The 25751-nt window shown below is 56.0% G+C and carries 21 protein-coding genes; 2 read left to right on the forward strand and 19 right to left on the reverse strand.

What is annotated here, in order from left to right; translation table 11 throughout:
* Window positions 1–9: 9 nt before the first annotated feature.
* From ACUZ9Q_RS04530 to ACUZ9Q_RS04540, 3 genes are all read right to left on the reverse strand, one after another.
* Window positions 10–879 carry an MBL fold metallo-hydrolase gene (locus ACUZ9Q_RS04530; protein ID WP_192111334.1) on the reverse strand — a complete coding sequence of 290 codons (870 nt, stop codon included), beginning with the start codon at window positions 877–879 and terminating at the stop codon, window positions 10–12.
* A gap of 57 nt (window positions 880–936) precedes the next feature.
* Window positions 937–1545, reverse strand: a complete 609-nt coding sequence (locus ACUZ9Q_RS04535; protein ID WP_192111335.1) for a rhodanese-like domain-containing protein — start codon at window positions 1543–1545, stop codon at window positions 937–939.
* A 365-nt stretch (window positions 1546–1910) separates the two neighbouring features.
* Window positions 1911–3659, reverse strand: coding sequence for an ATP-binding protein (locus ACUZ9Q_RS04540; protein ID WP_449247415.1), 1749 nt, complete (start codon window positions 3657–3659; stop codon window positions 1911–1913).
* Between the two features lie 51 nt (window positions 3660–3710).
* Here ACUZ9Q_RS04540 and ACUZ9Q_RS04545 point away from each other — a divergent pair, with 51 nt between their 5' ends.
* Window positions 3711–4025 carry a hypothetical protein gene (locus tag ACUZ9Q_RS04545; RefSeq protein WP_323390784.1) on the forward strand — a complete coding sequence of 105 codons (315 nt, stop codon included), beginning with the start codon at window positions 3711–3713 and terminating at the stop codon, window positions 4023–4025.
* A 536-nt stretch (window positions 4026–4561) separates the two neighbouring features.
* Here the strand turns inward: ACUZ9Q_RS04545 and ACUZ9Q_RS04550 are convergent.
* Both ACUZ9Q_RS04550 and ACUZ9Q_RS04555 read right to left on the reverse strand, forming a co-directional pair.
* The gene (locus ACUZ9Q_RS04550; protein WP_192111338.1) at window positions 4562–5200 is read right to left on the reverse strand and encodes a carbonic anhydrase; all 639 of its coding nucleotides are present in this window, start codon (window positions 5198–5200) and stop codon (window positions 4562–4564) included.
* 362 nt (window positions 5201–5562) lie between these two features.
* Window positions 5563–7839: a methyl-accepting chemotaxis protein gene (locus tag ACUZ9Q_RS04555; RefSeq protein ID WP_449247416.1), complete on the reverse strand. Its 2277-nt coding sequence runs from the start codon at window positions 7837–7839 to the stop codon at window positions 5563–5565.
* Between the two features lie 719 nt (window positions 7840–8558).
* Between ACUZ9Q_RS04555 and ACUZ9Q_RS04560 the strand changes: the two genes are divergently transcribed.
* Window positions 8559–9383: a nitroreductase family protein gene (locus tag ACUZ9Q_RS04560; RefSeq protein WP_300553471.1), complete on the forward strand. Its 825-nt coding sequence runs from the start codon at window positions 8559–8561 to the stop codon at window positions 9381–9383.
* An 80-nt stretch (window positions 9384–9463) separates the two neighbouring features.
* Here ACUZ9Q_RS04560 and ACUZ9Q_RS04565 read toward each other — a convergent pair whose 3' ends face one another.
* From ACUZ9Q_RS04565 to ACUZ9Q_RS04630, 14 genes are all read right to left on the reverse strand, one after another.
* The gene (locus tag ACUZ9Q_RS04565; RefSeq protein ID WP_192111341.1) at window positions 9464–9670 is read right to left on the reverse strand and encodes a tautomerase family protein; all 207 of its coding nucleotides are present in this window, start codon (window positions 9668–9670) and stop codon (window positions 9464–9466) included.
* 22 nt (window positions 9671–9692) lie between these two features.
* Window positions 9693–10559, reverse strand: a complete 867-nt coding sequence (gene modD / locus ACUZ9Q_RS04570) for a ModD protein (RefSeq protein ID WP_192111342.1) — start codon at window positions 10557–10559, stop codon at window positions 9693–9695.
* Between the two features lie 115 nt (window positions 10560–10674).
* Window positions 10675–11373, reverse strand: coding sequence for a molybdate ABC transporter permease subunit (locus ACUZ9Q_RS04575; protein WP_192111343.1), 699 nt, complete (start codon window positions 11371–11373; stop codon window positions 10675–10677).
* A gap of 2 nt (window positions 11374–11375) precedes the next feature.
* Complete coding sequence (gene modA, locus ACUZ9Q_RS04580) at window positions 11376–12128, reverse strand: molybdate ABC transporter substrate-binding protein (RefSeq protein WP_215647046.1); 753 nt, start codon at window positions 12126–12128, stop codon at window positions 11376–11378.
* The gene (locus ACUZ9Q_RS04585) at window positions 12106–12885 is read right to left on the reverse strand and encodes a molybdenum ABC transporter ATP-binding protein (protein ID WP_233482677.1); all 780 of its coding nucleotides are present in this window, start codon (window positions 12883–12885) and stop codon (window positions 12106–12108) included. Before ACUZ9Q_RS04585 ends, modA begins: the two co-directional genes overlap by 23 nt.
* Window positions 12886–13204: 319 nt before the next feature.
* Entirely contained in the window at window positions 13205–14782 is a 1578-nt protein-coding gene (locus tag ACUZ9Q_RS04590) for a DnaA ATPase domain-containing protein (protein ID WP_300553464.1), read from the reverse strand.
* A gap of 608 nt (window positions 14783–15390) precedes the next feature.
* Entirely contained in the window at window positions 15391–16068 is a 678-nt protein-coding gene (locus ACUZ9Q_RS04595) for an outer membrane protein (RefSeq protein ID WP_192111347.1), read from the reverse strand.
* A gap of 294 nt (window positions 16069–16362) precedes the next feature.
* Entirely contained in the window at window positions 16363–17634 is a 1272-nt protein-coding gene (locus ACUZ9Q_RS04600; protein WP_449247417.1) for an OmpP1/FadL family transporter, read from the reverse strand.
* Window positions 17635–17764: 130 nt separating this feature from the next.
* Window positions 17765–20146, reverse strand: coding sequence for a replication restart helicase PriA (gene priA / locus ACUZ9Q_RS04605; protein ID WP_215647202.1), 2382 nt, complete (start codon window positions 20144–20146; stop codon window positions 17765–17767).
* 90 nt (window positions 20147–20236) lie between these two features.
* Window positions 20237–21109, reverse strand: a complete 873-nt coding sequence (gene galU, locus ACUZ9Q_RS04610) for a UTP--glucose-1-phosphate uridylyltransferase GalU (RefSeq protein ID WP_192111349.1) — start codon at window positions 21107–21109, stop codon at window positions 20237–20239.
* Between the two features lie 134 nt (window positions 21110–21243).
* On the reverse strand, window positions 21244–22596 hold the full coding sequence (gene glmM / locus ACUZ9Q_RS04615; protein ID WP_192111350.1) for a phosphoglucosamine mutase: 1353 nt from the start codon (window positions 22594–22596) through the stop codon (window positions 21244–21246).
* 156 nt (window positions 22597–22752) lie between these two features.
* Window positions 22753–23685, reverse strand: coding sequence for a CdaR family protein (locus ACUZ9Q_RS04620; protein ID WP_192111351.1), 933 nt, complete (start codon window positions 23683–23685; stop codon window positions 22753–22755).
* Window positions 23672–24406 (reverse strand): diadenylate cyclase CdaA, encoded by a 735-nt coding sequence (gene cdaA, locus ACUZ9Q_RS04625; RefSeq protein WP_227117706.1) that lies wholly within the window; start codon window positions 24404–24406, stop codon window positions 23672–23674. The genes ACUZ9Q_RS04620 and cdaA overlap by 14 nt, the downstream gene beginning before the upstream one ends.
* Before the next feature lie 44 nt (window positions 24407–24450).
* On the reverse strand, window positions 24451–25713 hold the full coding sequence (locus ACUZ9Q_RS04630; protein ID WP_192111352.1) for a GGDEF domain-containing protein: 1263 nt from the start codon (window positions 25711–25713) through the stop codon (window positions 24451–24453).
* Window positions 25714–25751 lie beyond the last annotated feature (38 nt).

Raw genomic sequence — 25751 nt, forward strand, 5'->3', positions numbered from 1 at the left:
TGGTCTTACTTACATGCGGTTTAGGGGCAGTTTTACAAATTGCAGGCCATTGACGGCCTTGCCGAATTTTCCTGTGCGCATGTTGGCCTGAAGGGAGGGCAATATGAGCGGCGGCACAGCCTTGCCGTTATCGTCCGCCTTGCGTTTTGCCACAAATTCGGCCTTGCCCACTTGCAGGTTCAGCCGCACGTTGGCGGTTTTCTGCTCGCCAACGGTTGCCATGCACTGCGGGCCCCGCACACCCTCAGGCGGGTAGTCATGCCCCACATAGATGCGCAGGTCGTCGGGCAGGGCAAAGAGCTTGCGGGAGGAATCATACGAATCCTCGGCGCTGCCGCCAGGGAAGTCGCACCGGCCTGAACCCACATCGGGCAAAAAGATGGTGTCGCCCACAAAGGCCGCATTGCCCACAATATAGGTGGTGTCTGCGGGGGTATGCCCCGGCGTGTGGATGATTTTTGCGGGCATGTCGGCAATGGTGAACTCTTCATCATTTTCAAACAGATGGTCAAAGGCCGAGCCGTCTGCGGGTGTGTCCTCCTGCGTTTGGAAAATGGGGGTCCAGGTGGAAATGATATCCAGCATGTGTTTGCTGATGGCTATTTTCCCGCCCATTTTTTCCTTGATATAGCTGGCTGCGGTGACGTGATCGGCATGGATGTGGGTTTCAAGAATCCACTCCACCACAAAGCCCTGCTGACGGACAAAATCAATAACGGCATCGGCAGAAACAGTGGATGTGCGGCAGGCGTGGAGGTCAAAATCCAGCACGCTGTCTATAATGGCGCAACGCTTCTGGGCATCGGTTGCAGACCAGACCACATATGTCCAGGTAGCGGTAACGGGATCAAAAAATCCGCGCACGTTGGGTGCAGACATGGCGAACTCCTTTGCAAAAAAGCTAGGGTGAAAGTTCCGGCATCAAGGGAAGGCGCATTACTGGCAGCTTGCGCCGGGGCTTTTGCCAGCTCCAATGGGGCAAGCGCCGCCAGAGCAGCCCTTTTTGTTCCAGGGTGCGCGCGTGAGCAGAAGGGCCAGGCCGCACCAGTTGGTAAGGCCGGAAAATACCTGCCCGCAGCCAATAAAGAGCGCGCCGAGCAGAAAAGCCTTGTGCACAAAAAGCCCCAGCAAAACGAACAGGGCCGTGAGCGCCCCGGCCACAAGGCGCACCTGCCTGTCCAGCGTGGGTGAGGTTTCGCCTGTTTTGGGCAGCGCCTGCCCCGCAGTGGGGAAGCCAGCTTCCTTGCAGGCTGCAAGGCCGCCTTCAATAACGGTTATGTCCGTAAATCCGGCTTCGGCAAATTTGGCCGCCGCCGTTTGCGCACGTCTGCCGCTGGCGCAAAGGGTATAAATGGGGGTATCTGCCAATGCCCCGCTGCGCAGGGCAACCATGTGAGGATCAAGCTCCGTCACCGGGGCCAGCGTGGTCGGAAGGACGAGGCGTTTTTCCGCAAATTCCATGGGGGTGCGCACATCCACAATGAGCGCCTGCTTGAGGTCTTTTTGCCGCAGGGCTTGCGCGCTGATGCTCTTAATAGTTGTCATCATGGCCTCCTTCGGGGGATAGCCTCCGGTTGGAAGGGTATGAAGAGCCGTTCATAGCCGTATCTGTGGCTTGCCGCATATGGTGCAGTCCTGTACATAATACCTCACTATGGGCAGACTGCAAAGCAGCAAGAGGGGGAAATATAGTAGTTGACTACCTTAAGTTCTTTTCAGGTAATCATGTTTCCGGGAGGTGCAAGGCCTGCTTGGAAAGGTTGCATCTGTATAATACGCCCCGCGTGGTTGTGATATTTACAACAAGGTGAGTTATGCTTGCACTGTGCGTGCAAAACAGTTCAGACGCAAGCTGGCAGGAAGGGATGAAGGCTTTTTTCTGAAAAGCGAGCTTGCGGGCTGGCGAGTTTTTAATCCGGACCGTGCAAGGGCGCGTCAGACGTGGTGGAAAGAAGCTGGCCAAGAACTGAAAACATCTTGCTCATAACTACCGGTTTTTCCAGAAACTCATCCATACCGGATTCAAAGGCGTTCTGTATTTCATCGGCAAAAACATTGGCGGAAAGTGCCACAATGGGGGTGTCCACATCAAACTCCCGTATTTCGCGGGTGGCCTGATAGCCGTCCATCACAGGCATGCGAATGTCCATCATGACAATGTCGTAATTACGGCCTCTGGCCTTTTCCACACCTTCTCTGCCATTGAACGCCTGTTCGCACAGCGCTCCTTCACTCTCAAGCATTTCTTTCAGGATTTCACTGTTGATGGCGTTGTCTTCGCAGATGAGGATCTTTCTTCCCTCAAGTGGGACGGCGGCGTGCTGAGTGCGATTTTTTTTGTGGAATGCGGTGATATCTGCTGCGGTAGCTTTTTTGTGGGGCAAAATCACAGTAAAGGTCGTTCCCTGGCCGGGCGCAGACTTGCAGGTGATGTTGCCCCCAAGAATGTCCACCAGATTTTTTACAATGGCCAGCCCAAGCCCGCTGCCTGCGCTGGAAACATGATCTTCCTGCGTGAACGGGGAGTACATTCTGGCCTGAAATTTTTTGCTGATTCCCGGCCCGTTATCAGAAATGACGTGGGTCACAACAATACTGTCGGCATTTTCACCGCTGATATCATTGCGCCATGTTATGGTGCCGCCGGGTTGCGTGTATTTGACGGCATTGTTCAAGAGGTTGACAATGATCTGCTGAACCTTGCGCGTATCGATCTGCGCATGGCAGTTGGTTGCTGTGCAGTTGAATTGCGTTATGAATGTGATGTTTTTTGCCTCGGCCTGGGGCCTGATGATGGACTCAATGTTTTTTGCGCTATGTGCGCCAGTGCAAATTGTTGGTGTAACGTCTATTTTTCCGTTAGAGAGTTTCTGCAGGTCAAGAATGTCAGAAAGAATGGCAAGCAGAAAATTTGAACACGCCTTTATGGTGGAGAAGGCCTTGGTGAGGTCAGGTTCCCTGTGCTTTTTCAGCTCAAGGTCTGATAAGCCGACAATGGTGGCAAGGGGAGTGCGCATGTCGTGGCTCATACGCAAGAGAAAGTCCGACTTTGCGCGGTTGGCCTGGCGTTCTTTCTTCAGCGCTGTGTGCAGCTTGGCATTGAGATCCACTACGTCTTTGCGCAACATGTATTCACTTGTGACATCTTCAAAGCTGCCCACAAGGCCTACAATTTTTCCGTCTTCATAAAGCGGGCTTTTGCTGGCTACAATGTGGCGGTTTTCGCCCTTGCAAAAGCACATGCCAGGAACCCGTGTGGTGCTCTCGCCCTGCAACACTCGCAGTTCATCATTTTTGTACGGGTCGGGGTCGCTGTGCCAGCCCATGTCTTCATCATTCTTACCCAAAAGCACCTGCTCGGAATCAAAGCCGTAATATTCCAGAAATGCCTTGTTTACGCCGGTGAAACGCCTTTCAGCGTCTTTCCAGAAGATTGCAGCCTGCGTAGTATCCAGAATTTTTTGCAGCAGAACCTGGTTTTGCCGGTTGTGCGCCAGGGTCTCTTTTTCAGTAGAAATGTTGACAAATGCCAGTTGCAGCACTTTTTGGGGAATAACCCAGGAGAGACTGACGCGAATCCATCTGACGTGCCCATCTTGCGGGCGCAGCCTGCACTCCAGGGGTTGCATGGCCTTGCCGGAGATGAACATTGCCAGCATGTGTTCTATCCTGCACGCGTCGGCACTGTGAACATGCATGAGATCGCTGGCGTGGAAACACTTGCTCGCCTCATTGCCCGATGTGCCTGTCATGGCCAGCGCCTCGCTGTTCATGTAGGTGCAGTGAAGTTTGGCAGGCCCTTGCGCGACCTTCATGCGGATGATGCCGATCGGAATATCAGACAGAACATCAATCGGCTGCTGTTCTGCTGCAGAAATCCACAGTACGCAAACGTTGTCTTCAATGCGCTGGCAGCGGCAATCAAGGAAGCAATGCATGGTTTCGCAAAATACTGTCCATTCTTCCGCAGCATCATGGGAGAGCGACTTGTTCAGGTGATCCCTGTTTTCGATAATTTTTTCTAAGCTTTCAAAGTCAGTGATTTTTAGGCGTTCAGTAAATCTTGTATTGGCGGCACTAATGGAAAATGTATTACCTGCAATCCGAGTTAAAAGACAGCATGCAATATTTGTTGAACCATTCCACTTCATGAATTGATCTGTCAGATTTTTGTTCATGGAAGTAGTCCCTTGCTTGAGGCTGACTAGCTTGGAATGTATTTCAAATTAGTTAAATATAAAATTTATCTGGTGTAAATGTGAATTTTTCTTATAAAGCAATATCTTTGTATCGTTATGAATTTATAAGTATATGGCTGCGATGGTTGCTAGGCACGCCTGAATGGTAAAAGGCCCACAGTAGTGAGCCTTCAAAGCAGTTTACAGATGTCTTGCGAGCATGCGTGCACGTATTTGGCAAATGGCATCAATGCCTGTATTCACACCACAGAATGCGAAATGCTAGAACGAGTATAAAAAACAGCGGATTTTCCAAGGCTGGAAAATCCGCTGTCACTGCATGTCGCAACAAAAACAAGCGCGTTGGCCTGCGCTCTGGAACGTTATTTTTTCAGGGCCAGAAAATCGTGCTCGTCCGGGTCGTAATATTTGATTTCGCCAGATTCAATATAGTAGAGCCAGCCGTGAACGTGCAGGTCGCCCGATTTTACTCTGTCGCGCACGCACGGGTATGTCATGAGGTTTTCTATCTGAAAAATGATGGAGAGTTTCTCTGTCAGGCGCAGCAGTTTATCCTGTCCAACTTCCTTGCCAAGTGCCAGCGTGGCGAGTTCCTTGGCTTTTTTGCCCAGCGAAAGCCATTTTTGCGTGTGCACAAAGGCCTCGTCATGAATGTCCTTGTACAGGGCTGCGATGGCGCCGCAATAGGTGTGGCCGCAAATGATGATTTCTTCAACATTCAAAGCTGTTACGGCATATTCAATGCCTGCGGCCATGGCGTGATAGTCTTCGTCCGGTTTGTAAGGGGCTACAAAGTTGCCCACGTTGCGCAGCACAAAGAGCTGGCCGGGAGGTGTGTTGGTGATAAGCGATGGAATAACCCTTGAGTCGGCGCAGCCGATATAGAGTACCTTGGGGTGCTGGCCGCTGGAAACCAGTTCCAGAAGCTCATTTTCATGCTTGCAGAAATAGTTTTTTTGAAAAAATTCATTCCCCTGAAGCAAGCGTTCAACGTTCTTCATCAAATAACCTCAATGAACCTGTTGGGTTAGGGCGTGTGTAGTTGCGGGATTTTTGGGAGCGAAATTTGTGAGACCTTGGTATTGCACCACTGTCGGCAAGGGGGGCTGCCTGATTGTTTGCAATCGGGTTATGGCTTTTTACTTTGGACTGTAGGGCAGGCAGTTTGCCTGGTCAGCTCTGGTGCCTGCCGCCTGAGCTGCCGCGATCAGTGCTGGCGCTTGAACAAGCCCTTGACTCAACGCTACATAGCCTGTGGGTAGGGCATCTTGTGTCAAACGTCAAGAAGAGGCTACAGGGCCCGCAAACAGTATGACTGATGCGGGCCCTGTGATATCTGCGCCTGTTCGGAATCTACGGGAACTTATCCTTGCGACAGCGCCTTCAACTGCGCGGCAAGGCGTGAAAGTTCGGCAACGGTGCCGTGCAGTTCACGCGTCAGGGCATTGGTGGTTTCTGCAACATGCTTCACATCTGTAATGGCGCGGTTGATTTCTTCGCTCGTGGCGGATTGCTGTTCCGCTGCCGTGGCGATGGATTGCACGCTGTTACTGGCACTGGCGACAATTTCCACTATCTGGGAAAGCGCGGCGCCGCTCTGGTTGGCCATTTCTGTAGCTCTGCTGACAGTGTCGGCAGTATCGCGCATTTCCTGCATATTGCCCTTTGCCACAGATTGAATGGTTGTGATGGCCTCTGTGACTTCCTTGGTGGCCTGCATGGTCTTTTCCGCGAGTTTGCGCACTTCGTCCGCCACTACGGCAAAACCGCGCCCGGCATCGCCCGCGCGGGCAGCTTCGATAGCAGCGTTAAGGGCCAGCAGATTTGTCTGATCGGCAATATCCGAGATAACTCCCATGATTCTGCCAATGCCCTCGGTATGGGTTTCAAGGGATTCCATTTCCTTGAGCAGAGCGCCAGTGTGGCTGTTGACCTCTGCAATGGCAGAAACAGCTTCGTCAACAATTTCCGCGCCATGCCGTGCCTTTTGCCGTGCGTCTTCTGTCTGGTCAGCGGCGGAAGAAGCATTTTGCGCCACCTCGCGCACGGTGGAAGTCATTTCTTCCATGGCGGTGGCGGTCTCCTGCGCGCGGCCGTTTTGCGCATCCGCACCATCCGAAACCTGCTGGAAGCGGTCATTCATCAGGCCCACAGCTTCTGTCAGGCTGTCAGCCGCTGCGCTTATGGAGGTATTCACTTCCTGCATATGCTTCATGGTGGCTTCAATCTCGCGTTCTTTTAGCACCAGGGTGGTCACATCGCGCGCAATTTCCACATAGCCGATTTTATTACCCTGGTTGTCGCGCAGCACATCACTGAACGGCTGAATATAATGCGGATTTTCCGCAGTGCCGATATCAAGTATGCGCGCCACCACAGACTTGCCGCTGCACTTGGACTGCGCAATGGGGCAGTCGTCGCTCTGGCACACTTCGGTATTGAAGTTGTCGTGGCAGAATTGCCCGCGAAGCTTTGTAATGTCTTTCTCGAGCAAGGTTTCTGTGGCTTTGTTGGCGATGATAATGCGGTAGTCGTCATCTACGCCAAAGATAGGATCGGGCACGGAATCCAGCAGGTTTCTGTATCCCTGCACCTCTGTGAGCATGCTTTCAATCTTGTCCAGCAGCCGGTTGAACCATGAGGCCAGCGCGCCGATTTCGTCCTCGGAGGAATACTTCAGGCGATGGGCCAGCACTGCCCTGTCTTCTGCGATCTCCTGGATGGTCTGACGGATGCTCTGAACTGGCCGCAGCACTGTTATGCTGAGCACAAAGAACGTCATGACCAGCGGCACTACAAGCAGGGTAAGGAAGGCCGCCGCAAGGATGATCCCCGCGCGGCTCATGATGCCCTGCTGTTCAGACAGATCAGTGCTGAACACGAGCACGCCGATCTGCTTGTCCTTGAAATCTGTAATGGGCATGCCGGAAAGCAGGGTGGAGCCGACAATTCGGGTTGTCGATCCCTTACGGGTTGCATCCAGGAAGCTCTTGTCCAGCAATCCCTCAACCTTGCCGTCCTTGGTGCCGCTCACAAGAATATATGAATCGGCAACGATCGGATGCTTTTCCTTGTTTTGCAGGCCCGTGGCAACCTTAAGGTGCTCGGCATTCATGTACAGCAGCGAGGATTCTCCCTCGCCAGAGCTCAGGCCGCTCAGTACGTGCGTAAAGCTCACCAGCACTTCAACAGAACCCAACTGGCTGCCAGAAAGGCTTGTGACAGGCGCAAGGCCCCGGATTTCAAAGCCGCCGCTGCCGATTTCGACCCCGCACAGGGCTTTGCCGTTCTTGTTTACCTCAAGCACAGTGGGGCGGAAGGTCGAAAGATCGTCTGAAATATCAACCCACTTGTCGCCCCGCTTGGTCTGTTTGTCGCGCCACAGGCGCGCAAAGCTCCGGGCCGGGGGGAAGTGGTAGTGGATCTGGGGTTTTTCGCCGATAACCGCCTTGAATCCGTCCAGCATGGGAGCGAGGGAAGCGCGCAACATTTCCCGTCCCCTTTGGGCGGTGGCGCTGTTTTCATCGTTAATGTCGCCTTCCATGGCTGTTCTGTAAGCGGCCTCAACTTCGGGCAGCCTGCTCACCAGCGCGGCCATGCGCATGGCCTGTTCGCTGCACAGTTCAATGGCCTGTTTCATCTGCGAGGAGCGGGCTTCGACCAAAGTCTGTATATTTGTTTCGTTAAGTCTTTCAAATTGCTTTTGAATGACAAAATAACAACAAATGCCGATAGCAAGTGTAATACCAGCTATGGGGATGCAGACTTTTGCTCGTAATTGCATCAAAGTTCTCCATATGCAATAGTTTAAAATACTATCGCTTGCTTGTGAAAAAACTTTAGGTTTGTGACAGGTTGTGTAACAAGGCATAGATTCAAGCGCCACTATTTGCTAACAAATAGTATAAGGCGGAGTATATTTGTTCAGAACACAAGCAGAAATGATACCATAGCAGTGTGAAAAAAACAAGTTCCAAGATGATATTGTTTAATAATGGGAAATTATTCTCAAAATTGCCATTCCGATAATTTTGCGGGATCATTTTTTTGGAAAAATGAGAGTGGAAATCTGAAAGCAGGAAACTGATAGTCGAAGGGCACTGCAACTGGTGGCAGCGGATTGCTGAAAAAACAGAGGCGGCAGCTGCGGCCGAGGTTCTGCTGGCGCCTGCCGCTGAGGGCCGGGCCGTGGGTGTGCTGGCGGATTTTTGCCTTTTGGCAGGCATTACCGTAGTATTCGTACCACGGCAGCCTGTAAACCGCCGCTTTTATGTGCAGGATACAAGCCCCTGAGCAGGCTCATGCCTGCAAAGGCGGCATTTTGCATTTTTGACCATGCGTTATAACGCCAGGGAGTCTATGAATTCTTTTATAGTAGATACAGAATTGTGCCGCAAGGACGGAATTTGCGCCAAAGTGTGCCCCATTCAGATTATTGATGGCAATGTTGGTGAATACCCCTCCATGTCTTTGCATAAGGTCAGGGTATGTATTGGTTGCGGGCAGTGCATGGCCTTTTGCCCGGCCAATGCCTGTTCCGCGCCGGGGCTTTCTTCGCAAGACAGCCGTCCCTTGCGGCGTGATCAGCTACCTTCGGCCGAGCAGGTTGAAGAACTCGTATTTTCGCGCCGCTCGGTGCGGAATTTCAAAAACAAACCTGTTCCGCGCGAACTGTTGCACAGGATTCTTGACGGCGCGCGCTTTGCACCTACGGCCAAAAACACGCAGGAGTTGCGCTGGATTGTTTTGGAAACCCGCGAGCGGACGGAAAAGCTGGCAGCCCTGGTCATTGACTGGTTGCGCGCCCTGCCGGAAATTGACCCTGCCACCGCCAAGGATGTACATGCCGAAAGCCTCGTGCGGGCATGGGAAGCTGGGTATGACGTCATCACCCGCACTGCTCCGCAGATTGCCCTGATTGTTGCCCCCAAGGGGCATTGGGGGCCTGCGGATGCCTCCATTGCCGCCGCTTATCTGGAGCTGCTGGCTCACGGGCACAAGGTGGGCTGTTGCTGGGGCGGCTACGTATGCTTTGCCATGGGGCATCCCTCTGCCCACGCTCTGCGGGCCTTTGTAGGCGTTAAGGACGATGAGCAGGTCTATGCCGCACAGATGATGGGCTTTCCCCTGCTTGCCCCCCACTTCAGGCCGCCGCGCAAGGCGCTGGATGTCACCTGGCTGTAAGGCTTTATCTTTGTAGTAAAAAATAAAGGCGGCGACCCGGGCTTCATGTCCGGGCTGCCGCCTTGCTTATTTGATGGCTGCTACTGTTTGCGGCGGCGCACGGTAACGCTTTCGCCGCCGATGCCCCAGTTATCCGTGGAGAGTTCTTCAATAAGAACCACGGTAGTCGCGGGATTTTTGTTCAGCACCCTTTGCAGCAGCTCCGTGACGCCGCTGATAAGTTCTGCTTTCTGTTCCGCAGTGGGGGCTTCTGCACCACCTGTTACCTTAATATTTACAAAAGGCATCTGTACCTCCGCAATTATTGCCCTAGGGGGCTTTTTCCATCACAACCTTGATGTCTGCCGGTTTGCCAAAGTAGGGCCAGCTTGTGACAAGCACGTCAACGCCAGTGGCCGCGTACTGGGCGGCGTTGCCGCCGTTGACGCCGCCAGCGGCCAGAATGACGATGTCATCGCGCAGGGCGCGCACAGCGCCCACGGTTGCGGCAAGGGTCTCGCAATCGAATTTTTCGCACTGAACAATATCAATGCCTGCCTCCGCCACCAGCAGGGCATCGTCAAAGGTGTCCACCTCTGCGCTGACCTTGCGCTCAGGCGCTTTCGCTCGCAATTTATCCATCATTGCTGCCACGCTGCGCAACGAGGTCTGCTGCTCGCCGGGCAGAAAAACGCGGTGCTGGTCAAAAATGAGGATACTGTCCGAGAGGTTTTGCCGATGAATAATGGCCCCGCCGTTCATGGCGGCCTCCAGGCAGATGGTCTTGGCGCCGGGAAAGTTTTTGCGTGTCACGGCAACGCGCACGGCGGGGTTTGCGGTGTGGGCCTGCTCCACCATGTGCGCCGCGCGCGTGGCAATGCCTGTCATGTATTCCATCAGGGTCTGGGCCAGCTTCCAGCCACGGTGCAGGGCGGCGGCGGGGCCTGTGGCCTCCAGACATTGCCGGCCCGCTGCAAGCCTGTCGCCGTTGGCGGCGGTGCGGCTGACAGAAAGACCGCATTTGCGCAGAAGCAATCCGGCTTCTTCCACGCCGCTGATGGTGCAATCCGCCTTGGGCGCAAAGCGCATGACGCCAGAAGCCGCGGCAATGCCGAGCAGTTCTACCGTAAGGTCAAGGCCGGGGCAGTCGTCTGCCAGCAGGCCCTCCAGCCATGTATCGGAACAGGGAAAGTGCATGACATGCTCCTTGTAAATGCAGAACACTATACAGGCTAGAGCAATGTCGGTTGAGAATGTTCCGTCAACGGCGCAGAATCGTGTATTTGCGCTGAAGCAGCGGAGTGATAATGCTCTAGAATGACCTTTTTTGACACCAGTCAATGCCAAGGTACAGCAAAAGACTGATTATCGCCAGTATGGCGCAGAGCAGGGCTGCCCGCTGAAATTCGCCTGTGGATACGGCGTTGAACACTTCCAGCGAGAGTGTATTGGTGCGCCCTGCAATGTTGCCGCCGAGCATGAGGCTGATGCCCACCTCGCCCATGGCCCGCGTGATGCCCAGCAGCAGCCCGGCGGCAAGGCCATGCCGGATGAGCGGCAAGGTCACAAGAAAAAAACACTTGCGGGGTGAGGCGCCGCACACCCGCGCCGCCTGCTCAAAGCGCAGCAGATCGGGATTGTTCAGCGCGGTTTGCACGGGCTTGACCACAAGGGGCAGCCCTGCCAGCCATGCGGCAAGAATGATGCCCCCCTGCGAAAACACCAGGCTGACGCCCAGTGTCTCCCGCAGGGCAATGCCTCCCCAGCCGTTGCGGCCAAAGAGCATGAGCAGCAAAAAGCCCAGGGCCATAGGCGGAAAAACCAGCGGCAGGGTGATGATAAAGTTGATCACCCGCCGCAGATGCGGATTTTTAGCCATGCCCAGCCGGGCAAGAGGAATGGCCGTCAGCGCGTGCAAGATCAGGCAGGCGCTACAGACCCGCAGGGTCAGCAGCACGGAAAAGCTGACTTCAGGCGCACACAGGGCGCGCCACAGTTCATGAAGCTGCATGGCTACAGGCGCAGGCCGTTGCCCGCAAGGATGCGCTGCGCTTCAGGGGTTTTCAGAAACTGCATGAACGAGCGCACTTCGGCCTTGTTCTCCTGCCCGGCCACGACACCCGCCACCAGCAGCATGGGCGTATAGCCCTCGCGCACTTCCATCCAGCCGCCAACGCTGTCGCCCTGCTTGCGGGCAATGGCCTCGTTCACAAAGGCGGCGTCAAGATCACCGGAAACAAGGTAGGAAAAGACCTGGGGCACAGTGGAAAGCATGGAAAGCTTTGCCTTGAGCGGCTCCAGCAAGTTGTTGCCCTTCATGAAGGCCACTGCCGCTCTGCCGTAAATGGCCGCCTTGGCATCGGGATAGCCGATTTTGGCAAATTCCGGTTTGGTGAGATCCTGCGCCGAGGCAAGGTGCAGCCCTTTACGCCACGCCAGCACGAGCACGGCTTCGCCAAGCGGTTCATAGGCGGCAAAGGCCAGGCCGGAATCCTGCAACGTGCCTTTTTCTGAAACAATAATGCTGACGCCGCTCCCCGCCTTGGCCTGTTCGATTATCTGCCCGATGTTGCCGCTGTACATTTCTGTGGGTTTTACGCCCGATTGCTGCGCATAGGCCGCGCACAACTGCTGCACCATGGGCTTGTATCCAAGCCCGGTGGTGATGGATGGCCCGTCAGCATGGGCCGATTGCGCAACAACAAGGATGCATGCGGTCAGTATCAGCAAAAGGCGAAAACGTTCAGGCAATACCAGAGGCTTCATGTGCGGCTCCTGACAAATAGAAGGTGGGGTACGGCAACAGGCCCAAACCGTGCGCCTTGCGAAGGGTAACCTCAACCAAGCCTTGCGCTTCAAGGCGGCCATGGCGCAACAGCAGCATGCTGTTGCCAAGGGCCAAGGCCTCGTCGGGCGAATGGGTGACATACAGCACTGGCACGTTCCACTGCTGCGGAATGCGCGCAATGTAGGTCATAAGGCCATCCTTGAGGCTCATGTCCAGCGATGAAAGGGGTTCGTCCATGAGAAGAAGGCGCGGGCGGCAGAGCAAGGCACGCCCAATGGCAACGCGCTGCTTTTCTCCGCCGGAAAGATGGGCCGGGCGTCTGTGCAGCAGCGGGGCAATATCGAGCAGATCGGCAACGTCACCAAGGGCGGGCGCATCCTTGCTGGCGTGGGCGGCATGAAACCGTAGGCCGAAACGCAGGTTCTCGCGGACAGAAAGGTGTGGAAACAGGCGGGCGTCCTGAAAAACATAGCCCAGGCGTCTGCCTTCTGGCGGCAGGTTTATGCCTTGTTCCGCGTTGAAGCAGGTGATGCCGTGACAGAGTATCTGCCCTGCATCGGGCGTTTCCAGCCCTGCAATACAATTGATAAGGCTTGTTTTTCCGGAACCGGAAGGGCCAAAGATGACAGCAATGCCGCACTCCGCAAGCGTAAATGCAAGTTGCAGTTCAAACTCGCCGTGTTTTTTATGGATATCTACGTGCAGCATGGCCTGTCCTGAATGCGGGGTGGACATGACCGGACGCCTTGTGCGGCCAGTTGGGTCATATCCAGCGAACGTTAAGACCATACGGAGAGTGAAGCCATGTATCAATAAATACACGGTTTAGATTATAAGCGTGAATGTCTGGGCACGGTCGCAGGGGCAGTCTGCATGCCCTGAGGGATGAAGCGGAGCAGGCTTGTGCGTTTGCTGCATGGTACACAGCTAGAGGCCTACAAGGCTAAGGGCCTCACCTCAGGCAAGCATGCAAAGCGAAAAAAAGGATGGAAGGCAGGCTCTGTGGCCCCCAGACAGGGCAGGAGGCAAGGGGCGTCAGCAGGGTCAAGGGCGCTTACGCGCCCATGCCCGCATTGCGTTCGATAAGTTTGACGGCTCTGGCAATCTGGCGGCCAAGGCTGGTTTCTTTGGAGAGTTCACGTTCCACGCTGGTAATGCCCTTGATAACCGTGGAATGGCGGCGGTTGAATTTTTCGCCGATTTCTTCAAGAGTCAGTTCCGTGTGCTTGCGCGCGAGATAATACACTGTGTTGCGGCCCAGCACGCATTCCTTGCGGCGTGAGCGGGAGCTGAGCTGGCGCTCGTTGAGGCCGTAACTTTCACAGACCAGACGCACGATGGTGGGCATATCCGGCCCGCAGCTGATCTCTGCATACTGGCTGAGCACTTCCATGGCCAGATCAAGGTTCAGCCCGCAATTGAGCAGACGCGCCTTGAAGATGAGGCTGTTCAGGCACGATTCCATCTGGCGCACATCGCCGTCGAGGCGGCAGGCCAGCAGCTCGCAAACGGAGTCGGGCAGCAGCACCTGAAAACTCTTGGCCTTGCGCTCAAGAATGTGGCGGCGCATGTCTTCTGTGGGGCGGCCAATATCGGTGAGGATGCCCGAGCAGAAATGCGACACAAGCTGGCTGTCTACGCGTTGCAGTTCGCGAGGCGAAAACGATGAGGTAAAAATGACTCGTCCGCCTTTGGCCTGAAGGCTTTTCACCACGGCCAGTGCCATGTCCTGCATTTTTTCCTTACCCTGGAGAAAATGCACGTCTTCAAGCAGCAGCACGTCAAGGTCGCGGAAACGGGTCTTGAAATTTTCGATGTCGTGGGTGCGCAGGGCAGCCACAAAGCGCGAGGCAAAATCTTCTGCCGTCAGGTAGCCCACGCGCGCGCCGCTGCGTTCTTCTGCAATGGCGCGTCCAACGGCCTGAGCCAGGTGGGTTTTGCCAAGGCCAGGGGCAGAGTTCATGAACAGGGTGCGTACGCAGCCGCTGCTACGGCTGACATCCTGAGCTGCCGCAACAGCCATATTATTGGTGGGGCCAACCACAAAGTCCGCAAAAGAATAGCGCCAGTTGGTCGCCAGACGGTAGGCCGGGGTGCTGCTGATGGGCAGGGTGGCCTGCAACTGCGGGCGCGCCATCTGCTGGGCAGCAGTGTCCTGACGGCTGGCAGCCTCCGTGGCGTTGGCCGCCAAGCCGGAAAAGGTCGCGTTCAGTATGGAAGATGAGTGCGCGAACTGCTCTGCCGTGTCAGCCTGTTTGGCGGGGGCTTCTGCATTATGGGGCAGGGCAAAAGAAGCGGGCTGCTGCGCAGGGCTGGCCGCAAAGGCCGAGTTATTTCGGTTGTCGCTGGCTGGCAGGTTAGCCGCAGGCTTGCTGCTGTGGGCGGTATCGCCTGCAGCGGTAATGCGCACGTCAACAGAAGCTGGGTCAAGTCCCAGCACCGGGGCTGCTGCTTCACGCAGGGTGGAGAGCATCTTGCCTTCGAGCCAGCTGGCCACAAAAGCATTGGGCGCGGTAAGCAAAAGCCCCCCCGCGTGCACTTGTGCCTGCAAGGGTGCAATCCAGACCTTGAAAACGCCGGAATGCAGCATTTTCTTGAGATTTTCAGAAATTTCCGACCATTGTTCGCGCATGCCGCCTTGTAGCCCAAAATCAGATTTGGGGGCAATTGATGATTCCGAGCTGTTTGAGACATGGGGCCAATTTCTTATCCCCAACTTTGTTTATATCTAATAGGCCTGAATTTTAATATTTTTTAGTTACTCGGCCTGTAGTCCCTATGATGGGATATCCTTTGAGCGCAAGGCTTTCATGGGGTATGTTGGAGATTTAAACATAGGGTCAAAAAGTTTTACACAATTATAATTTGTTTTTTCTCTGTTTTTCTTATGTATACTTCACTTTTTAACTAGGCATCAGCAAACTATGCGCACCGTAAGGCAAGGCAGATTGTCAAGGGGGAAAAAGAAATTTTCGGTGGTTTCATGCCGCATAACTGGACCGGAATTTCCACGAAAATTATATAAAAACTGTTGATATTAAAGAAAGTTAAGAAAATATCCAGGCTTGCCCGGAGCATGCGGGCAGCAGATGAATACGCCTGACGCCAGAATGCAAAAAACCCCGGCCTGAGCCGGGGTTTTGTTCCTGAGGGACGGACAGCGCAAGCAGGGCCAGCGCTGAATCTACCGTCCACAGCACGTTGCTGTGCCTCCTGGGAGGCCGCTGTGCTTATCTACGGCTAGAAGCCGTAGCGCAGGCCGAGCATGAACTCGTTTTCGTAGGGGCGGTTGCCAACGTTGTACTTGTTGCCAGCAGAGGTGACGCTCACATCGTTGTAGCCAAGGCTCACAAAGCGGTAGCCAGCATCAATGGCGAAGTGCTCGTTGATGTTGAAGGCAACACCAGCGCCCAGGTTCCAGGCAAAGTTGGTGGTGCGCTGATCGCCGCTGAACTTGTCGCCGTTGTTGGCGGTAAAGTCATAGCCAGCGTAGTTGAAGGCCATGCCAAGACCACCACCCACATAAGGGGTCATGATGCTGTCGTTGTGGAAATCCCAGAACAGGTTTGCAAACAGGGTCGAGGAGTTCCAGGTGCCCTTGACCTGCTTGATCGCCGCGCCGCCATCGCTCCAGGTCTTTTCATTGTTGCCGCGCATGGCGAATTCAAGTTCGGCACGCAGGGGCAGCATCTGCTGGGGCCAGAAGTCATAGCCCAGGGCCATGGCGCCACCAAGGGTGAACTGGCTGTACTGGTCTACGCCTGAGCCAGCCAGGGCGCGGGAGCGTTCAATTTGGCCGGTATTTTGAAAGCTCATCAAGAATTTGGGGGCCAGATACATGCCGTTGCCTTCAGCAGCGGCAATGTTGGGCAGTGCCAGACTCAGCACCAGCGCCAACGCAAGAATAAAGCGTTTCATGACAGTCCTCCTAGGTACTTTCCTCCAAAAAAATGAAGGCAGCTTTAAAGTTGAAACAAACATTAGAAAATGTCAATATTTTTTCTATATTGGAAGCGGTGATGACGTATATTTACTGTGTTGACCATGCAAAACAGTATGCTGCAACGCTTTGATTCAACTGGAAACAAAATGTATTCTGTACAAAAAAGAAAAACCCGGCTGTTTTTTAACAACCGGGTTCATATGCTATTGCGCCATAAGCGCCCGCCGTCTTCACAACATCAGCGGGGCGCGTCTGGCCAGCTTGTTTTTTTAGAACGTGTAACCCACTGAAAGCATATAGATGTTTGCGGAAACATCCTTGGAATTGCCGCCAGTAATGCCTACCTCGGGCGATATGCCCTTGGCATCGGTGCCGCCGTAGTCAAGCGAATTGATCCACAGGTGGGCGTAGGCGAGGTCCACGGTCCAGTTATTCCAGTTGAAGCCAGTACCCACGCTGAGCGTTTTGCGGCCATTGGTGGGGATCATGAAGTCGGCGTGGCTTTCATTGACCACGGGCGTCTCATAAGAAAAACCTGCGCGCAGGGTCCACCAGTCAAGGGGCTTGTATTCCACGCTGCCGTTGAAGTTCCAGCCGTCGCGCCATTCCTTGTTGTTGATGGAATTGTAGCCGCTGTCCATATAGATGTTCAGGGCATTGTAGGTGGACCAGCGGGTCCAGACCGTGCCCACTTCAAAACTCAGATTGTCCAGCGGCTTGTAGGTAACGCCCAGGGCTGCCGAATCGGGCAGCTGAAGCACGGTGTTTGCGCCGCAGTTTCTGGCCTCGGGCAGGTGTTTGGCCTTGCTGATGGCGTTGTTGCCCTGATAGGCGAATTCCACGTCGCCATTGATGTTCATGGTCACCTGACTCTTGTAGGACAGGCCAACCGACCACTGGTCGTTGAGATGCATGTGCAGGCCAAGGTGTGCGCCATAACCCCATCCGTTCCCCTCGAGCTGCATGTCGTTGTCAAATTTTTTGCCGTTGTTGTAGGTCAGAATTTTGTTGCCCATGTACATGTGGGCGTTCATGGCTTCCACGCCTACAGAAAAGGAGACCGTATCATTGAGCTTGATGGCAAGGGTAGGCACGAAGGAAATAGTCTGTACGCCGATGTCATAGACATTGTACCTGCCCGCCCAGTCACCCGAATAGCTGTTGCCAAGGCCGAAACGCGAAAAAACGCCCAGACCGACCCATGCGTTGTCGCTGAGCTGGTGGCTCAGATAGGCGTGCGGAGCATTCCAGAGGGCGGGCTTCGTGTAGGTCGAGGTTTCGCGGCCGCCATAACTGGTGGAAATACCACCAGAGGGGCTGATGAGGGCAAAGCCGCCCATCGTGCGGGTGCCGGGCAGTTGCGTAATGCCTGCGGCATTATAGGCAATGGCCGAAACATCATCAGCGCGGCCCACCATGCCGCCAGCCAGGGAAACACCTCTGGCGCTCCATTCATTCAGGGAGAAACCTTCGCCCCAGGCTACGGGCGCGCAGCAGGCCACCAGAGCCAGCGCCAGACATACAGCACGAAAAACCTTCATCACCCCTCCACTAAGATGCAAAAAAAGCGCACAACAGCCCATCCCGGCATACCTTAGCACGCTGGTACGGTTGTGATGTCGCAGAAACGGACGCGGCTGTATGGCCGCCCTCGACAACAGTAATGGGCTGTCACAACATATTTATCGGATCAAGGTCAAGGAAAAGTCGCAAGTGTCTTGAAGCTTTTTGTGACAAAGCAAAGAAATAGAGCGAGCGCAGAGCCTGCCAGTCCTGACCTTTTATCAAACATGTAAAGCGTTTACGCCCACGAAGCAGGGCCAGTGGGGCGGGAGCGGGGCCAAGGAGCTGCACGCCAAGTTCCGCAGCCTTGCCGCGCAGGGCCAGAGCCAGATCGTTGAGAGCAGGGGGGCCGCCCTGTTCGTTCAGCGCGTAGGATATGCGAATGAGCGCCAGACGCACAAAGGGCGGGTAACGGCGCAGCCGCCGTTTGGCAAGCTCCGCCTGATAAAAACCCTCATAGTCTGCGGTGCGCACGTACTGCCAGCAGTAGTGCTCCACATCACGCGTCTGGATAAGCACCCGGCCCGGCTTGTCGCCCCTGCCAGCGCGCCCGGCAGACTGCACCAGCAGTTGAAATGTGCGCTCGGCGGCGCGGTAGTCCGGCAGATTCAGACCAAGGTCCGCATCCGCGATGACGGCCAGCGTCACCAGCGGAAAGTGATGCCCCTTGGAGAGCATTTGCGTACCCACCAGTATGGGGGCCTCCTGCCGGGAAAAGGCCGCCAGGATTTCTTCCATGCGTCCGGGCCTGCGGGTGCTGTCCCTGTCCAGCCGCAGCACAGGCCCCCCGGCCAGTACGCTCAGGCGCTCGGCCAGGCGTTCTGTACCTTCGCCCATGGGCAAAAAGTTCATGCCGCCACACTCTGGGCAGGGCGAGGGAAAGGGGCGGCTATAGCCGCAATAGTGGCAGACGAGTTTTTCCAGTCCCTTGTGGTAGGTGAGCCCAATTTCGCAGTGCGGGCAGCGCAGGGTGCGGTTGCAGTCAAGGCAGTACATCAGGGGGGCGTAGCCGCGCCTGTTGAGCAGCACCACGGCCTGCTCGCCGCGCTCAATGGTCTCGCGCAGTGCGGCCTCGCTCTGCGGGGCCAGCAGCCCGTCCATGCTGGTTGAGCCGGGCGCGAGGGAGCTGATGTCCACCAGTTCCACCGGCGGCAGCTCGCGTCCGCCCACGCGGTGCGGCAGCCGCAGGATGGGCAGGTGGCCGTTTTCAGCAGCATAAAAGGTCTTGAGGTCTGGCGTGGCAGAACCAAGCACCAGCAGCCCCTTTGCCTGGGCAACACGGAACCATGCCACTTCCTTGGCCTGATAGGCCAGGCTTTCGTCCTGCTTGAAAGAGCCGTCGTGCTCTTCGTCAAGCACAATGCAGTTCAGATGCGGCACTGGCAGAAACAATGCCGAACGCGTACCCACGACGATGCAGGGGGTGTCGCTTTGCGCCATCTGGCGAAAGGTCGCTTCCCGCCGTGCGGGCGACTGGTAGCCGTGGTAGAAAAATAACGGAGCATCGGGCAGCGCGCAGGTGGCATCGCGCCGCAGTTTGTGGGCCAGAGCCACCTCGGGTGCGAGCAGCATGACGCTTTTGCCCGCCGCCAGGCAGGCCTTGGCAAGTTCAAGGTATACTGCTGTTTTGCCGCTGCCGGTCACGCCAAAGAGCAGGCGGGAGGAAGCCTCCTCTGCCCGCAGTGCCTCCAGCATGCTTTCAAGCGCACGTGCCTGCTCATCGTTAAGGACAAAGGGGGCAGGCGGGGGCGGCAACAGGCTTTGCTCTGTGGCGTCCAGAGCGTCATCATCGTCAACGCCGTTGTCTCGCGCTAGGTTGACGTGCCCAGCTTCCAGCAGGGTATGGAGGGCTGGGGTTACGGCCTGCCCGAGGGATTGCACAAGCCGCCTGCGGCTCACGCTGCCGTGCTGGTGCAGATAGTCCAGAACCTCAATCTGGCGTTTGGCCGAGGGCCGCACAGGCCAGGGCGGGTCAACGCGCAGCAGGCAAAATTCTTCGCTGGCGGCGTCTGTGCCGGGGGGCAGCATGCGGGCCGTGCCTTTGCAAAGGGACTCGGCGAGCGCCTGACGCTGTTCAGGCAGGGCTTCACGGATGCGGGCCAGAGTCCAGGCCACAGCCTTGCCCGATTCAATATTGCGCAGCCGCACCCGTGCAAGGCGCAAACCCTGTGGCAGCACATGCCCCAGAATATGACCGGGGTGCAGCCCCTGACGGCGGGCCAGATCTTCAGCCAGTTCCAGCAGTACAGCGGGGAGCAGGGGGGCGTTTTCCAGCGGCCAGCCAAGGCTTTTGCAGTCAACGCCTTCCGGCACGTCGGCGGTGGGGCTGACGCGCAAAAGCACTGCGGCGCGCAGGGCGGTGCGCTCGCCCCGGCCCAGCGGCACGGCCACGCGCAAGCCGGGCTGCCAGAAATCGGCGGGAAATTCGGGCGGCAGCGTGTAGGTAAGGCTGGCGTAGGGCGGAGTGAGCAGGGCGACTGTGGCGTACATGTGGGGCAGAGTTACGTAATACGGCCCCAATGGCAAGCCTCCTCTGGCGAACCAGAGGAGGCTTGGGGCAATACGTATGTGCAGCGGGTTTTAATGGAACTGCACAAAATTCTTGAGCAGCTTGAGCAGATCGTAGCGCAGTTCTTCGTCCTGAAGGGCAAAGTAGATGTTGGCGGTGAGAAATTCCGCCCAGTCGCCAGCGTCAAAGCGCATACCGGACATACGCACAGCCATCATGCCCCTTTCCTGAGCCATGGCCTGCAGTGCGTCGGTAAGCTGGATTTCGCCGCCGTGACCTGGCTCGACCTTTTCAAGATAGTCAAAAATATCAGGTGTGAGCACATAACGGCCAACAATAGCCATGCGCGAGGGCGCGTCTTCACGGGCGGGTTTTTCCACCATGTTTTTGACGCGGAACACGCCGGGGGTCACTTCATCGCCATCAATGATGCCGTAGCGGCTGACCTTCTCCCACGGTACTTCCATCACGCCGATGACCGGCATTTTTTCGGCCATGGCCACTTCAATGAGCTGGCCGATGCCGGGAGCGCCGCCAAACATGAGGTCATCGCCCACCATGATGGCAAAGGGATCATCACGCACAAGTTCGCGCGCGCAAAGCACCGCATGCCCAAGGCCAAGCTGGCGCTTTTGCCGTACGGACATGATGTTGACCATCTCGGCCACCTTGCGCACTTCAGCCAGTTTGTCGAGCTTGCCAGCGCGTTCAAGCACGCCCTCAAGCTGGAGGTTGTAGTCGAAGTGATCTTCAATAACCGTTTTGTCGCGGTTGGTGACGAAAATTACATCTTCAATATTGGCGCGCTGCGCTTCTTCAACCACATACTGGATGACGGGCTTGTTGTAGATGGGCAGCATTTCCTTGGGAATATTCTTTGTTGCAGGCAAGGAACGGGTGCCCCATCCGGCCACAGGAATGACGACTTTACGAATATCCTTCATGCATGCCTCCAAGGGGGGTAGACAAAACAATTTTTATTAGCGGCAAACCGATGCAAGCAATAAACGGATAGCGGCCATACTGCAAGCAGTTCCTGCCCGATCCGGGAGCGCCGCCACGATGTGCAACAGTCAAATCAGCGCAGTTCGCGCTCAACCACAACGGCCAGATCTTCGGCGAAAGTTTTGACCTTTTCGGGGTTTTCGCCTTCCACCATGACGCGGCAAAGAGATTCCGTGCCGGAATAACGCAAGAGCACACGCCCGCGCCCTGCCAGTTCCGCCTCGACCTTGGCAACAGCCTCGCCAATTGCGGGGCGTTCCTCAAAGGGCAGGCGTTTTTCCACCCGCACGTTGATAAGCTTCTGCGGGAAGGGTTTGAGCCTGCCCGCCAGTTCGGAGAGAGGCTTGTCCTTTTCGCGCATGATGCGCAGAATTTGCAGGGCCGCCAGCAGGCCATCGCCAGTGGTGCTGTACTTGTGGAAAATAAGATGGCCCGACTGCTCGCCGCCCAGCATGGCGCCTTCGCGCCGCATGGCTTCCATAACGTAGCGGTCGCCCACCTTGGTGCGCAGCAGCGAACCGCCGTGATCCTTCATAAAAATTTCCAGGGCCATGTTGCTCATGGCGGTTGCCACAAGCAGATTGCCCGGCAGTTCGCCCCGGGCCATCATGGCCTGGGCGCACATGGCCATAAGCTGGTCGCCGTCAATGATGTCGCCGTGTTCGTCCACAACAATGAGGCGGTCAGCATCGCCGTCCAGCGCAAGGCCCACGTCGGCCCGCACCTCGCGCACCTTGGCCGCCACCACTTCGGGATAGAGCGAGCCGCAGTGCTCGTTGATGTTGGTGCCGTCAGGGCTTGTGCCGATGCGGAAAACTTCGGCTCCCAGTTCTTCAAGAGCCAGCGGGGCAACCTTGTAGCTGGCGCCGTTGGCGCAGTCAATCACAATGCGCAGGCCCGAAAGCGTCAACTGGGGGGGGAAGCAGCTTTTTGTGTAAACAATATAGCGGCCCCCTGCGTCTTCAATCTTGGTGGCGCGGCCCACGCCGCGCGCTTCCGGATAGGGCCATTTAAAGTCCGAATCCAGCACCATGGCCGATATCTCGTCTTCGGTCAGGTCGGGCAGCTTGTAGCCATCGGCATCAAAGAACTTGATGCCGTTGTCGTGAAAGGGGTTGTGCGAGGCGGAAATAACCACCCCAAGGTCGGCCCGCATGCTGCGGGTAAGGAAGGATATGGCCGGAGTGGGCAGCGGGCCGGTCATGATCACGTGCATGCCGGCGGCGCACAGGCCGGAAGTGAGCGCAGATTCAAACATGTAGCCTGAAAGGCGCGTATCCTTGCCGATGACCACCTTGTGCTGGTGGTCGCCGCGCCGAAAGCGCACGCCCGCCGCCAGACCAAGTCGCAGGGCCACATCCACGGTCATGGGATAGTTGTTGACCGTGCCGCGCAGTCCGTCTGTGCCGAAAAGACGCTCAGCCATGAAAACTCCTTACCTCTAATTCTTTTGCAGCGCGCAGACGCGTTTCAGCGTGGGCGCTGTTGCTGGGTTTTGTCGTATGTGCCGTACCCGGCCGCAAGGGCAAGGCGCGGTTGCGTTCCTTTCTGGCTGCCGGATGCGGCAGTTGAAGGGCGGCGCTTATTTCTTTTTTCTTGTTACCGTAACTTCTTCCGTAACCGGGTTCAAGAGAGTCATTCCTTCCGGCAGTTTGAAGTGCAAGGGCGTTTTAATGCTTTCTCCCGGCTGGATCTCCGGCGTAACGAGGGAAACTTCCATCTCGCCAAGGTAGCGGCTGTTCTTAGCCAGAGCTTCGGGCACTTCCACCAGCACGGCAATTTCATCGGGGCTAACCGTATAGGCATGGCGGCTTTCCTTGGCAATTTCCACCTTGCAACGGCGCGATATAACGGTGCGCCCACTGGTGATGGTGTACTGCACCTTGACGGAAGGCGGCGTGGCCGTGACCATGCCTGGCGTGTCCAGCGTGATGGTTTGCTGGGTTGTTGTGCCCGCTGCCTTGGGATCAAGCATTATGGTTAGCGGCACACTGGCAATGGCAGAAACAACAGATTCCGGGCCGCGCAAAACCACCGTGGCCGGAGTTACGCTGACGTTTTCCACCGTCAGGGCGCCGCTGTGCAGGGGCGAATCCACAACAGCCTTGACGGGCACGCTGCGTTCCTGAACGTTGTCGGCCTTGACCACAATGCGCGGGGGCTGCACATCAATGAGTTCAAAGGCGCGGAAGTTTGCCCCCAGATGTTCTGCCGAAAGCGGAACCACTGTGGTGCCCTTTTTTATGGAGGAAAGGTCAACAGCCTGAATAATCTTGCGCTGCGTTATGGAGCGCAAAAGAGTTTCCGGCCCGCGCAGGCGCACAATGGCCTTGTTGATGAGTCCGTCAGTCACCACAAGATTGGCGGGGATGCCGAAGTAATCGAGGTTAACTTCAATCTGCGCTTCCAGCCTGTCGCGAACGCTGACCATGTACCACATGCTCACGGCGATAAAGATCGCCAGCAGCATGGAAAGCAGATGCGGGGGGCGGCGTGAGGGATCAGAGGATTTCATTAAGCACCTGCCTGAGGCGGGTAGCGTCAAGGGCGCGCATCAGCTCATCCTTGAGTGCCACGGAAATTTCGCCTCTTTCTTCAGAAACAACAATGACCAGAGCATCGCTTTCACGGGCAATGCCCAGTGCCGCGCGGTGCCGCGTGCCGAAGTTCTGGCCCTTGGCTTCGGCCAGCGGCAGAATGCAGGCCGCAGCGGTGATTCTGCCACGGCTGATGACCACGGCTCCATCGTGAAGGGGGGCCTTGGGATAAAAAATATTCATGAGCAGCTGGCGTGAAAGCTGCGCATCAATGCGCACGCCTTCGCGTTTAATCATATCACCAAGGCGCATGCTGCGCTCAATAACGATAAGTGCGCCCACCCGCAGCCGGGCCATTTCAACACAGGCGCTCACCACTTCTTCCACGCCGATACTTTTTATGCTGGATCGGCGAAAGATGGGGCGTGCGCCCATTTCTCCCAGAGCCTGACGGATATCGGCCTGGAAAATAACGACGATGAGGATGAAAAGGGAACTGAAGATGTGCTGCAACAGCCAGGTAAGCGTGTACAGGCCGAGAGCGTTTGAAAAGAAATACAGCAGCGTAAGCAGGCCCAGCCCTGTAAGGACTGTCAGCGCCCGCGAACCCCGCAGCATCTGGATAACCTGGTACAGCATAATGCTGACCACGGCTATATCCATTACATCGCGCCAGTCTATGGCAATACGGTCAAACACGGTGTGTTCCTTGCAGCAAAGTGTATCGGGCAACCGTCGCGCTGTCAGCCGTGGGCTTTGGCGCGTTCCTTGTCTTGGTACATGGCAGTGTCCGCGCAGGAGAGCAGCGCATCCACTGTGAGGGCAGTATCAGGGTACACTGCACTGCCCATGCTGAACGTGATCGGCCCAGGTATGTTCAGCTCTGGCAATCCCTTTGCAAGATCGGCGCGCATTCGGGTAAAGGCGGCCTTGTCCCTCTCCTCGGCCGGGGGACCGTTGAGCAGCAGTACAAATTCATCACCGCCCATACGCCCCAGAATATGGGTCACCGGGGCATGTGCGCGAACAACCTCTGCGAAGAGTTGCAATACTCGGTCGCCCGCCTCATGTCCATAGGTGTCGTTGATGCCTTTAAAATTATTTAAGTCGACGTAATATAAGGTGAATTTTTTTACAACTGGTGAGGCTATGCGCCTTTGTAGTTCCTCAAAGAGCCCACGCCTGTTGAGCGCCCCCGTAAGGGCGTCTCTGTAAGCGATGGCCTCAAGATATGTGCGAATTTGCGTAAGGTCATGATTCCTTTGAACTAACGTTGCCAGGAAGAGACTGAGAAGAACGCTCATACCCACATAGAGCCATGATTCCAGTGATCTGAACCACGCAACGCCTGCCGACATGCGGATCAGCCAGTGAGCGTTAAGAATTGTCACAGGCATGTCTATGCTGCCGGCGTCTTTTTCTGAATCCGCACTGCCAGCAATAAGCAACGCACCGCCTTTATGGGGGGATGTGCGCCAAAGGCCAAAATCGATATTCATGCTGTCCAGCAGGTAAAGGTCCGAGGCTGTCAGCACTTCAGGAAAACGCAGTAATATTGCAGCAATACCCCAATATTGAGGACGGCCGGAAGCATCAGGAAGGAATACGGAAAGTCGCCCCACCAGAGCCGCATCCCCGTTGGGGAGCAGTACCGGCCCGGCCAGGGTCAGGGGGGCACCGTGGCGGGCCGTGATTGCCTCGTGGCAGCCCAGATTGCCGTCAAGCATATCCTGCCCCACCAGCAGGCTGTTGGCAGGCGTATATGGGTACACCTTGTTTATGGTGCCGCCGGGAGCGAGAACAAAGGCCTGAATGGTGTCATCATCGCGCAGGGCAGCGGCAACACGCTCGAATTCCTGAATATTCCCGCTGTTGTCAATAACAAGCGCGTTCAGGGTTTCCGTTTTGAATATCAGGCGCAACAGATCGCTTTGGAGATTATCGCGTTGCGAGCGGGCAATGCTCTCAAGCTTGACCCGCTCAAGCTGCTGTTTGCGGTCAATCAAAACCCATGTCAAAAGTAAGTTGAAGGCCAACGTGATGA

The organism is Desulfovibrio desulfopostgatei (assembly GCF_053570645.1).